Below are 11,344 nucleotides of genomic sequence, written 5' to 3'. Positions count from 1 at the left end.
CTCTGCTTGCGTTGCTCACTTTCGCGGCAATTTTCAGACTCAATGAAATCAACAACTTAGCGCATGCACCAGGATCTGGCAGTGACACTCGCTGAGCTTCGCAGCGGCATTCGTCACATTCAGCGTTTTGGGGATAAGTCAAGCTCGGTGCAAACGTACCTCGGGAAATTACTCCCCCCAGAAGCCCAGCCGCTGTTACCAGCCCCGACCGCGTCGGATGCCCGCGGACCGGTGCAAAGCCGTACCGATTCAGCGCCGCGAGGCCTCGTGCACCGCATCGACCAGCACCGAGACATGCTCCGGCGGCGTGTGCTGGCTGATGCCGTGGCCGAGGTTGAAGATGTGGCCGGTGCGGTCCGGACCATAGCTCTGCAGCGTGCGCTCGACCTCGGCGCGGATCTGCGCCGGCGGCGCGAACAGCACGTTCGGGTCGAGGTTGCCCTGCAGCGCGACCCGGCCGCCGGTGCGCTGGCGCGCCTGGCCGAGGTGGACGGTCCAGTCGAGCCCGACCACGTCGGCGCCGCTGCCGGCGATCTGCTCGAGCCACGGGCCGCCGCCCTTGGTGAACACGATGTGCGGGATGCGCTGCCCGTCGTGCGCCTTCTTCAGCTGGTCCAGCACGCGCTGCGTGTAGGCGAGGCTGAAGGCCTGGAACGCGCCGTCGGCCAGCACGCCGCCCCAGCTGTCGAAGATCATCACCGCCTGGGCGCCGGCCTCGATCTGGGTGTTCAGGTAGAGCGCCACTGCATCGGCGTTGATCGCCAGCATGCGGTGCATCAGGTCGGGGCGGCTGTACAGCATGGTCTTCACCAGCCGGTAGTCGTCGGAGCCGGCGCCTTCGACCATGTAGCAGGCGAGCGTCCACGGGCTGCCCGAGAAACCGATCAGCGGCACCCGGCCGTTCAGCGCGCGGCGGATCGACGTGACCGCGTCGAACACGTAGCGCAGCTTGTCCATGTCGGGCACCGCGAGCTGGTCGACCGCGGCCTCGTCGCGCACCGGCGACGCGAACTTCGGCCCTTCGCCGAGCGCGAAGCTCAGGCCCAGGCCCATCGCGTCCGGCACGGTCAGGATATCGCTGAACAAGATGGCTGCATCGAGCGCATAGCGTTCGAGCGGCTGCAGCGTCACTTCGGTGGCGTAGTCGGTGTTGGTGGCCAGGCCCATGAAGCTGCCGGCCTTGGCGCGGGTGGCGCGGTATTCCGGCAGGTAGCGGCCGGCCTGGCGCATCAGCCAGACCGGCGTGTGGGTGGTGGGCTGGCGCAGGCACGCGCGCAGGAAGGTGTCGTTCTGAAGCGGTGCAAACATCATCGAATTATCGCGCCCATAATTTGCGGTCCAACGACGGAGGCATCCATGCTCGCATCGAACGTTCTGCAGACCATCGGCAACACGCCGCACATCCGCATCAACCGCCTGTTCGGCGGCACGCACCAGGTCTATGTGAAGAGCGAGCGCTCGAACCCCGGCGGCTCCATCAAGGACCGCATCGCGCTCGCGATGGTCGAGGCGGCCGAGGCGAGCGGCATGCTGAAGCCCGGCAGCACGATCGTCGAGCCGACCTCGGGCAACACCGGCGTCGGCCTTGCGATGGTCGCCGCGGTGAAGGGCTACAAGCTGGTGCTGGTGATGCCCGAGAGCATGAGCGTCGAGCGCCGCCGGCTGATGCTGGCCTACGGCGCGACCTTCGTGCTGACGCCGCGCGAGAAGGGCATGAACGGCTCTATCGCGCGCGCCAACGAGCTGGTGGCCGAAACGCCCGGCGCCTGGATGCCGCAGCAGTTCGACAACCCGGCCAACATCGACATCCACGTGCGCACCACCGCCGAAGAGATCGCCGCCGATTTCCCGAGCGGCATCGATGCGCTGGTCACCGGCGTCGGCACCGGCGGCCACATCACCGGCTGCGCGAAGGTGCTGAAGGCGCGCTGGCCGAAGCTGAAGGTGTTCGCGGTCGAACCGACGCTGTCGCCGGTCATCAGCGGCGGCAAGCCCGGTCCGCACCCGATCCAGGGCATCGGTGCCGGCTTCATCCCGAAGAACCTGCACGTCGACCTGCTCGACGGCGTGATCCAGGTCGATCCCGATGCCGCGAAGGAGATGGCGCGGCGCGCCGCGCGCGAAGAAGGCCTGCTGGTCGGCATCTCGTCGGGGGCCACGCTGGCCGCGATCGCGCAGAAGCTGCCCGAGCTGGCGGCCGGCGCGACGGTGCTCGGCTTCAACTACGACACCGGCGAGCGCTACCTGTCGATCGAAGGCTTCCTGCCGACCGAATGAAACCGCGCATCCTGATCGTCGAAGACGAGCCCGGCATCGCCGACACGCTGCAGTACGCGCTGCGCACCGATGGCTTCGAGCCGGCCTGGGTCGCGACCGGTGAAGAGGCGGTGGCGCAGGTGCAGGCGAGCGCGCCGGAAGACCGGCCGGCATTGGTGATCCTCGACGTCGGCCTGCCCGACACCAACGGCTTCGAGGTGTTCAAGCGCATTCGCGCGCTGGCCGACGTGCCGGTGGTGTTCCTGACCGCGCGCAGCGACGAGATCGACCGCGTGGTCGGGCTGGAGCTCGGCGCGGACGACTATGTCGCGAAGCCGTTCTCGCCGCGCGAGCTGGTGGCGCGCGTGCGCACGGTGCTGCGCCGCGCGACGAAGCCGGCCGCCGCGCCGGCGGCCGCGGCCGGATCGCCGCTGCCGATCGCGGTCGACGACGGCCGCCGGCAGATCCGCTTCTACGGCCAGCTGCTGGAGCTGTCGCGCTACGAATACGGGCTGCTGAAGACGCTGGTGTCGCGGCCGGGCCATGTGTTCTCGCGCGACACGCTGCTCGAGCGCGTGTGGGACGACGCCACCGAAAGCCTGGACCGCACCGTCGACGCGCACGTGAAGACGCTGCGCGCGAAGATGAAGCTGGTCGCACCGACGCTGGAGCCGATCAAGACGCACCGCGGCACCGGCTACGCGCTGGCCGAAGACCTGCCGGCCGGCAAGCCGGAGAGCTGACATCTCGAAGCGCACGCGGATCTTCGTCGGCATCCTGCTCGCCTACGCGTTCGGCGTCGGCGTGCTGATGTACCGGCTGCTCGGCGACATCGACCCGCGCTACCGCGAGTCGGCCGAGGAGTCGCTGGTCGAGACCGCGCACCTGATCGCCGCGACGCTCGAGGCCTCGTCGACCGACGGCACGCTGCGCGCGCAGACGCTCGCGCCGGTGTTCGAGTCGCTGTATGCGCGGCGCTTCAAGGCCGACATCTTCGGCTTCGAGAAGACGCGGGTCGAGCTGCGGCTGATCGTCACCGACCGCGCCGGCAAGGTGGTCTACGACTCGACGCAGCGCCACCTCGGCGAGGACTATGCGCAGTGGCACGACGTCTGGCGCGCGCTGCAGGGCGAGTACGGCGCGCGCACCACGCCCGACATCGACAACGACAACCGCACCGCGGTGATGTACGTGGCCGCGCCGGTGCGCGCGCGCAACGAGATCATCGGCGCGGTCAGCGTCGGCAAGCCGGTGCAGAGCTTCGGGCAGTTCGTCGATGCGGCGCGGCGCAAGACGCTGCTGGTCGGCGTGACCTCGGTGGTCGCGGTGCTGCTGCTGGTGGTGATCGTCTCGGTGTGGCTGGTGCGGCCGTTCGGGCTGATCGCCGACTACGTGCGCTATGTGCGCTCGCAGCGCAGCTTCAGCCTGCCGCGGCTCGGCCGGCGCGCGCTCGGCGCGATCGGCGCAGCCTACGACGAGATGCGCGATGCGCTGGCCGGCCGCAACTATGTGGCCGACTACGTGCAGACGCTGACGCACGAGGTCAAGAGCCCGCTGTCGGCGATCCGCGGCGCGGCCGAGCTGCTGCAGGAGCCGATGCCCGACGCCGACCGGGCGCGCTTCGTCGCCAACATCGCGCGCGAGACGCACCGCATCCAGGAGCTGGTCGACCGGATGATGGAGCTGACCGCGCTGGAATCGCGCCGCAGCCTGGAGCGGCGGGCGCCGGTCGCGCTGCGGCCGCTGGTCCACGAGATCGCCGCGAGCGCGCAGGCGGCCGCGGCGGCCCGCAAGCTGCGCATCGTGGTCGACGACGGGCCCGACGCGAGCGTCGACGGCGATGCCTTCCTGCTGCAGCGCGCGCTGTCGAACCTGCTCGACAACGCGCTCGATTTCTCGCCCGAGGGCGGCACGGTGCGGATCTCGCTGCAGCTGCACCGCCGCACCGTCGACCTGCGGGTGCAGGACAGCGGCCCGGGCATCCCCGACTACGCCGAATCGAAGGTGTTCGAGAAGTTCTATTCGCTCGCGCGACCGCATTCGCGCAAGAAGAGCACCGGCCTCGGGCTGTCGTTCGTCAGCGAGATCGCCGAGCTGCACGAAGGGCGCATCACGCTGAAGAACGCCGCGGCGGGCGGTGCCCTCGCCACGCTGTCGCTGCCGCTGAACCCGTAGCCCGGACGCCGATCCGGCATCGTCGTACACGTCACCGGGCATCCCGGCGACCTTCACGCGCACTTCACACAGCGGCGCATCCGCCTTCGAATTCGCTTCGCAGGCCCGGTCGATTCTTGCGGCCACGCGCCCACCGAGCGGCGCGCCCAGGAGAAAACCATGCCCCCGCTGCGCCGCGTTCCGTTCCACCCGCTTCGCCCCCTCACCAACGTCGGCCGCGTGATGCTGTGCATCGCGCTGTCGTTGTTCGCGGCCGTCCTCACGCTCGCGTGGTCGCCGGCCCGCGCCGACGACGCCGAAGCCCGCAAGGGCGAGAGCCCGTACTTCTTCATCGACAACGGCGACCCCGGCACCGATCGGCTGCCGCTGAAGTCGACCGCGGTCGACGTGCGCATCAGCGGCGTGATCGCCGACGTGACCGTCACGCAGCATTACCGCAACGAAGGCCAGCGGCCGATCGAGGCCCGCTACGTGTTCCCCGGCTCGACGCAGGCCGCGATCTACGCGATGAACGTGCGGCTGGGCAACCGGCTGCTGACCGCCCGCATCCGCGAGAAGCAGCAGGCGCGCATCGAGTACGACAACGCGAAGCGCGAGGGCAGGACCAGCGCGCTGCTGGAGCAGCACCGGCCGAACGTGTTCGAGATGAACGTCGCCAACATCCTGCCGGGCGACGACGTCGCGGTGGAGCTGCGCTACACCGAGCTGCTGGTGCCGACCGACGCGCAGTACGGCTTCGTGTTCCCGACCGTCGTCGGGCCGCGCTACGGCAGCCCGTCCGCGGCCGACGCCACCGGCCGGCCGGTGTGGGCCGCCGCGCCCTACCTGCGGGCCGGCGTCGACTCGACCACCGCGTTCGCCCTGAAGCTGCGGGTCGACGCGCCGATCGCGGTGAAGGATGTCAGCTCGTCGTCGCACGAGATCCGCGTGCAGGGCGCCGACACCGCGCACGCCGTCGTCACGCTGGCGGATGCGACCCAGGCCTCGAACAACCGCGACTTCATCCTGAACTACCGCCTCGCCGGCGACCGCATCGCGTCCGGGCTGATGCTGTACCGCGGCGACGACCTGACCGGCGGCGAGAACTTCTTCCTCGCGATGGTCGAACCGCCGAAGGCCGTGCCGCTGCAGCAGGTCAGCCCGCGCGACTACATCTTCGTGGTCGACATCTCCGGCTCGATGCACGGCTACCCGCTGGACACCGCGAAGGTGCTGATGCAGAACCTGATCGGCGGCCTGCGCCCGAGCGACACCTTCAACGTGATGCTGTTCTCCGGCAGCAGCCGCATGCTGTCGCCGACCTCGGTGCCGGCCACCCGCGCCAACATCGAACGCGCGGTGCAGGCGCTGACGCAGACCAGCGGTGGCGGCGGCACCGAGATCGTGCCGGCGCTGCGCCGCGTGGCCGAGCTGCCGAAGCCCGCCGACCTGTCGCGCAGCGTGATCGTCGTGACCGACGGCTACGTGACGGTCGAGTCCGAGGTCTTCCAGCTGGTGCGCCGGCACCTGAACGACTTCAACGTGTTCGCGTTCGGCATCGGCAGCAGCGTGAACCGCGCGCTGATCGAAGGACTGGCACGGGCCGGCCAGGGCGAGGCCTTCGTCGTCACCAGGCCGGCCGAGGCCGCCGCGCAGGCCGAGCGGCTGCGCCGCATGATCGACTCGCCGGTGCTGACGCAGCTGAAGGCGCGCTTCGACGGGCTGGACGTGTACGACGTCGAGCCGGCCGCGCTGCCCGACGTGCTGGGCGGCCGCCCGGTGGTGCTGCAGGGCAAGTGGCGCTCGCAGCCGGGCGTGCCGGCCGGCGGCCGGCTGGTGCTCGACGGCCGCGCGGCCGATGGCCCGTGGCACCAGGAACTGCTGGTGGCCGGCCACGAAGACCAGACCTCGTCCGCGTTGCGCCACCTGTGGGCCCGCCAGCGCATCGCGGCGCTCGGCGACCAGGAGTCGCTGGTCGGCGGCAACGCCGAGAAGGAAGCCATCACCGCACTGGGCCTGAAGTACAGCCTGCTGACGCCCTACACCAGCTTCATCGCGATCGACGAAGTGGTGCGCAACCCGAACCCGGCGCTGGCGCCGACCGTCGACCAGCCGCTGCCGCTGCCGCAGGGCGTGGCCGAGACCGCGCTCGGCGCCGAGGTGCCCAGCACGCCGGAGCCGGCGGCCTGGCTGGCGCTGCTGGTGGTGGTCGGCGTGGCCGGCGTCGCGCTGCAGCGCCGCCGCACCGCCGTGGTCGCATGAAAGGCATGAGGCTCACCGATGGGAACCGTGTTGTCCACCTGCGCCATCGGCCGCTGGCTGGGGCGCTTCGAAGCGATGCCGCCGCTCGCCTGGCTCGGGCTGCAGGCGGTGGCGCTGTGGCCGCACTGGCGCTGGGCGGCTGGGCGGCTGGCCGATGGCTCGGACGATCCGCTCGGGCTGGCCGCGGCGGCGGTGCTGCTCGGCTGGGTCGTGTGGCAGGCGCCGGGGCTGCGCGGCAGCGCGCGGCCGGGCTGGTGGGTCGCGGCCGGCGCGCTGACGCTGCTCGCCACCGCGTCGCAGGCCTTCGCGCCGCCGCTGGCCGGTGCACTGCTCGCCGCGCTGGCGCTGGCCTGCGGCTGGCGCGCCATCGCGCCATCGGGGCAGGCCACGCTGCCGCTCGCAGGGCTCGCGGTGTTGTCGTTGCCGGCCGTGTCGTCGCTGCAGTTCTATGCCGGCTTTCCGCTGCGGCTGGTGACCGCGCAATGCAGCACCTGGCTGCTTCAGCTGGCCGGCCGGGCCGCCGAGCGCAGCGGCACCGCGATGGTGGTGGACGGTCAGCTGGTGATCGTCGATGCGCCGTGCTCCGGCGTGCAGATGGTGTGGATGGCGTATTTCTGCGCCTGTGCGATGGCGCTTCTCGGCGGGCTGCGCGAGCGCAGCTTCATTCGGCGGCTGCCGCTGGTGGGCGCGCTGGTGCTGGGTGGCAACGTGCTGCGCAACACCGTGCTGGTGGCGCTGGAGTCGCGCGGACCGCTGGCCGACGCCTGGCACCAGGGCATCGGGCTCGCGGTGCTGGCGATGGTGTGTGCCGCTGTGACGATGCTGATGCGGGAGGGGCGTGATGCTGCGCCGCAATGACCGCGACGGGCTGCGACACAAGCTGGGCTTCGCGGCACTGCTGCTCGCCTGCGCGCTGCTGCCGGTGCTCGGTGCGCCGCACAACGGCACTGCCGCCACGGCGGCCGACGCAGCGTTCGAATGGCCGATCGAATGGGAAGGCCGCCCGCTTCGCCCGCTCGCGCTGAGTGCCGTCGAACAGCGCTTTGCCGCGCAGTTCCCGGGTCGCATCGCGCGGCTGACCGATGGCGCGCAGGTGCTCGTGATGCGCGAGGTGCGCACGCCGACCCGCATGCTGCACCCGGCAGCCGATTGCTACCGCGGGCTCGGCTACCGCATCGAGCAAGCGCGGCTGGAGCGCGACGACGCGCAGCGGCTGTGGCGCTGCTTCGTCGCCGAGCGCAACGGCCAGCGCACCCGCGTCTGCGAGCGGATCGTCGGAGCCGATGGCGCGGCGTTCACCGACGCATCGAGCTGGTTCTGGGCCGCGCAGCTCGGGCAGAGCACGGGGCCGTGGCAGGCCATCACGACAGCGAGGGCACTGTGAGACCTTGGCACGACAGAGGTTGGCGCGCGAGAGCGGCGCTGTGGATCGCCGGCCTGCTGGCCGGCCTCGTGACCGCGCTGCTGATCGGCGGCTGGGCGATGCTGCGCCTGCTGCGGCCGGTCGACGGCGAATGGGCGCAGACGCTGCACCTCGGCCCGTGGCAGCGCGCGATCAGCGTGCCGACGGTGATCCGGCTCGCGACGCACCCGGTGACGCTGCGCGTACTCGAAGGCCGCACGCTGCGCACGCCGTTCGGGCGTGTCGCGGTGGAGCCTGACGGACCCGATGGCTGGCGGATGACCTGCGCCCCCTGCGCGCTGCGCGGCATCGGGCTGCCCGGCGATGCGGTGCGGCTGACGCGCCTGGTGTTCACGCTGGCGCGCGATGCCGACATGAACCTGCAAGGCGACTTCGCGCTCGGCGAGCCGGCGCATGCGGTGCGTGGCCGCTGGCGCGCGGCGCTGACGCCACAGCAGCTCGAGCTGAACGTGCAAGGCGACGTGACGCCGATCGCCGATGCGTTCGCGCTGTTCGCATCGACCATTCCCGAGCTGCCGCGCGCGCAGGTCGACGGGCTGATGCGCTTCGACCTGCGGCTGCGCCTGCCGGAGCGCACGCTGGAATTCCGGCCGCGGCTCGACGGTTTTCGCGTCGCCGGGCTGGGCACCGAGGCGCTGCTGAACGCCGCGCCGCAATGCACCGCGGAGGGCGCGGTGCCGGCCGGCGGCTTCGGCACCTGGCTGCCGCGCGCGGTGATCGCCGCCGAGGACCAGCGCTTCCACGAGCACACCGGCTACGACCTCGACGAGATCGGCCACGCGCTGTCGTTCGAGCCGCAACGCGGCGCGAGCACGCTGTCGCAGCAGCTCGCGCGGCTGGTCTACACCGGCGGCGCGCGCGGCCATGCGCGCAAGCTGCGCGAGCTGCTGTACGCCGTCGAACTGGACCGCACGCTCGGCAAGGCGCGCGTGATGCACCTCTACCTGTCGCTGGTCCCGTGGGGCCAGGGGCGCTGCGGCGCGCATGCAGCCGCAGCGCAGCTGCTGCACAAGCGCGTCGACCAGCTGACACCGGCCGAAGCGGCGTGGCTGGCCAGCCTGCTGCACAACCCCGACCTGGAATTGGCGCGCTTCGATGCGCGCGGCGAGGTCAATGCAGCGCGCGTGCGCTGGGTGCTGTCGCAGATGCGGCCGCTGCCGCGCACGCCGAAGCCGCCGGCGCGCGGTGGCGGCGCCGGGAGCGTGTCCCCGGAGGACGCTACGGCTGCGCCGGCGGCTCCGATCCAGCAGGCGCTGGCACTGGCGCTGGCCCGTTGAGCCAGCGCTGCGCGAGGCTGGCGATGTCGTCGACCTGCGCGGCCTCCCACACCGTCTCCGGCGGCACCACGCGCGTGCCGGGCGGGCTGTGCGCAAGCCGCGCCGCCAGCTGCGCGGCGAACTGCGCGACCTTCTGCGCACGCACCGGGCGGTCTCGCTGCGGCACCATCATCTGCAGCTGCGACAGCATCCAGTGCGCCAGGCGCTGCGCCGGGTGGCTGACGCGTTCGTGCGCGCCCGCCTGGGCGGTGCGCACGAAAACCAGGTGCTCGAAGCCGAGCGCCGCGACAGCGTGCTCGTCGAGGTTGGCCAGCCCGCGCTTCAGCGCATCGGGCAGGCTCGCCGTCGTGTGCGGCATCACCACCAGCAGGTGGCGCACGCCGCGCGCCTGCCATTGCGCCGCGATGGCCGGCAGATCGGCCGGTTCGGGCCGGTAGAACGCCAGTTCGCGGCCGTTGGCATGGCGCTCGCGGTCGAACACGATCACGCCGACCCGCTCGTCGCCCGGCGGCAGCGCGGCGCCGGCAGGCCACAGCAGCGCGTGCAGGCCATGCAACGCGGCGCGCGTCGGCTGCGTGACGAGCACGCTGACCGGCGCGAAGGCCCGCACCGACAGCAGGCTTTCGAGCAAGGCCGAGCCGAGCGGGCCGCCGCCACCGGCGACCAGCACGCGTTGCAATGCGGTGGGACTGCGCGGCACGGGGGCGTGGCCGGCACGCAGGGCTTCATCGATCAGCGACATCGCTGCAGTATCGGTCCGCTTGGTGGCGGGTCCGCCGCGTGCCATCATCGGCCCACCCATCCGTCAGGAGACCGCCATGCGCCGCTTCCGCCTTGCGTCACCGGGCCTGCTGTTGTCGTGCGTCGCCATGGCCGCGCAGGCGCAGGCGCAGGCCCAGAACGCGCCACCGATCAAGCCGGGACTGTGGGAGGTGAAGAGCGAGCGGCTCGTCAACGGCCAGCCGATGCCCGACATGGCGCAGCGCCTGAAGGACATGCCGCCCGAAGCGCGGGCCCGCATGGAGGCGGCGATGAAGGCGCGCGGCGGCCCGAGCGGCGGCCTGAAGATCTGCCACACGAAGGAATCGCTGGACCAGGGCCGCTGGCAGGAGGCGCAGACGCGCTGCAAGACCGACGTCGGCTCGCGCAGCGGCAGCGTCTGGAAGTGGCATTCGAGCTGCACCGAGCCGATGCCGTCGGAGACCGACGGCGAGGTCACCTTCACCAGCCCCGAGAGCTACGCGGTGAAGACCTCGACGACGATGACGATGAAGGGGCAGGCGCGCACGTCGCAGATGACGATGACGGCCCGGTGGCTGGGCAGCGATTGCGGCACGGTGCAGCCGATGACTGCACCTGCCGCGTCCGGCAAGCCCTAGGGCACGGCGCCAAAACGAAACCCGCCGGGCTCGCGCCGGGCGGGTTGGTCGTGAAGCCGCAGCGGCTTACTTTTTGCGGTACTTGCGCAGCGCAGCGATTTGCGCGGCCAGCGCCACCAGCTCGTTCTGCGCCTTGGCCAGGTCGAGGTCGCTCTTCGCGTTCTTGACAGCCTCTTCGGCGATCTTCTTCGCTTCGGCGGCCTTGGCCTCGTCCAGGTCCTTGCCGCGGATCGCCGTGTCGGCCAGCACGGTGACCGTGCCCGGCTGCACTTCGAGGATGCCGCCGGCCACGAACACGAACTCTTCCTCGCCGGTGTCGGCGCGCTGGATGCGCACCGCGCCCGGCCGGATGCGGGTGATCAGCGGCGTGTGGCGGGGCAGGATGCCCAGCTCGCCGTTCTCACCCGGCAGCGCCACGAACTTCGCTTCGCCGGAGAAGATGGCTTCCTCGGCAGAGACAACGTCGACATGCAAAGTCGCCATGCGATTTCCTTTGATTCAGTTTGGTCCCGTGACCCAGCTGCCTCCGTGGAACCGGCTTCGCCGGGCCACTGGAGGCGCCCCCTGGGGGGAGGCGCGAAGCGCCTCGGGGG

11 protein-coding genes are annotated in these 11,344 nt (G+C 71.2%); 8 read left to right on the top strand and 3 right to left on the bottom strand.

Features of this window, described 5'->3' with window-relative positions; translation table 11 throughout:
• Positions 1-249: 249 nt before the first annotated feature.
• A complete protein-coding gene (gene hemE, locus FHT26_RS18080) occupies positions 250-1,308 on the bottom strand; it encodes a uroporphyrinogen decarboxylase (protein ID WP_168561506.1) in 1,059 nt (352 codons plus the stop codon).
• 48 nt (positions 1,309-1,356) lie between these two features.
• Between hemE and cysK the strand changes: the two genes are divergently transcribed.
• The 7 genes from cysK (at position 1,357) to FHT26_RS30510 (ending at position 9,372) form a co-directional block, all read left to right on the top strand.
• A complete protein-coding gene (cysK, locus tag FHT26_RS18075; protein WP_168561505.1) occupies positions 1,357-2,277 on the top strand; it encodes a cysteine synthase A in 921 nt (306 codons plus the stop codon).
• Complete coding sequence (creB, locus tag FHT26_RS18070; protein WP_168561504.1) at positions 2,274-2,999, top strand: two-component system response regulator CreB; 726 nt, start codon at positions 2,274-2,276, stop codon at positions 2,997-2,999. The genes cysK and creB overlap by 4 nt, the downstream gene beginning before the upstream one ends.
• A 1-nt stretch (position 3,000) precedes the next feature.
• Positions 3,001-4,431 carry a two-component system sensor histidine kinase CreC gene (gene creC / locus FHT26_RS18065; RefSeq protein WP_168561739.1) on the top strand — a complete coding sequence of 477 codons (1,431 nt, stop codon included), beginning with the start codon at positions 3,001-3,003 and terminating at the stop codon, positions 4,429-4,431.
• A 159-nt stretch (positions 4,432-4,590) separates the two neighbouring features.
• Positions 4,591-6,672, top strand: coding sequence for a VIT and vWA domain-containing protein (locus FHT26_RS18060; protein ID WP_246867978.1), 2,082 nt, complete (start codon positions 4,591-4,593; stop codon positions 6,670-6,672).
• Between the two features lie 18 nt (positions 6,673-6,690).
• Complete coding sequence (gene xrtQ, locus FHT26_RS18055) at positions 6,691-7,530, top strand: exosortase Q (protein WP_168561503.1); 840 nt, start codon at positions 6,691-6,693, stop codon at positions 7,528-7,530.
• Positions 7,514-8,056: a hypothetical protein gene (locus FHT26_RS18050; RefSeq protein WP_168561502.1), complete on the top strand. Its 543-nt coding sequence runs from the start codon at positions 7,514-7,516 to the stop codon at positions 8,054-8,056. Before xrtQ ends, FHT26_RS18050 begins: the two co-directional genes overlap by 17 nt.
• Positions 8,053-9,372 (top strand): transglycosylase domain-containing protein, encoded by a 1,320-nt coding sequence (locus FHT26_RS30510; RefSeq protein ID WP_168561501.1) that lies wholly within the window; start codon positions 8,053-8,055, stop codon positions 9,370-9,372. Before FHT26_RS18050 ends, FHT26_RS30510 begins: the two co-directional genes overlap by 4 nt.
• Here the strand turns inward: FHT26_RS30510 and FHT26_RS18040 are convergent.
• Positions 9,314-10,114 (bottom strand): Rossmann-fold NAD(P)-binding domain-containing protein, encoded by an 801-nt coding sequence (locus FHT26_RS18040; RefSeq protein WP_168561500.1) that lies wholly within the window; start codon positions 10,112-10,114, stop codon positions 9,314-9,316. The genes FHT26_RS30510 and FHT26_RS18040 overlap by 59 nt on opposite strands.
• Before the next feature lie 76 nt (positions 10,115-10,190).
• On the opposite strand from FHT26_RS18040, the gene FHT26_RS18035 reads away from it, so the two are divergent.
• A complete protein-coding gene (locus FHT26_RS18035) occupies positions 10,191-10,751 on the top strand; it encodes a DUF3617 domain-containing protein (RefSeq protein WP_168561499.1) in 561 nt (186 codons plus the stop codon).
• A gap of 66 nt (positions 10,752-10,817) precedes the next feature.
• Here FHT26_RS18035 and FHT26_RS18030 read toward each other — a convergent pair whose 3' ends face one another.
• Positions 10,818-11,234: a F0F1 ATP synthase subunit epsilon gene (locus FHT26_RS18030; RefSeq protein WP_168561498.1), complete on the bottom strand. Its 417-nt coding sequence runs from the start codon at positions 11,232-11,234 to the stop codon at positions 10,818-10,820.
• Between the last annotated feature and the right edge of the window lie 110 nt (positions 11,235-11,344).

Origin of the sequence: Rhizobacter sp. SG703 (genome assembly GCF_012275445.1) — a bacterium.
Taxonomy (GTDB): domain Bacteria; phylum Pseudomonadota; class Gammaproteobacteria; order Burkholderiales; family Burkholderiaceae_C; genus Rhizobacter.
This window is presented reverse-complemented; position numbering and strand designations above follow the sequence as displayed.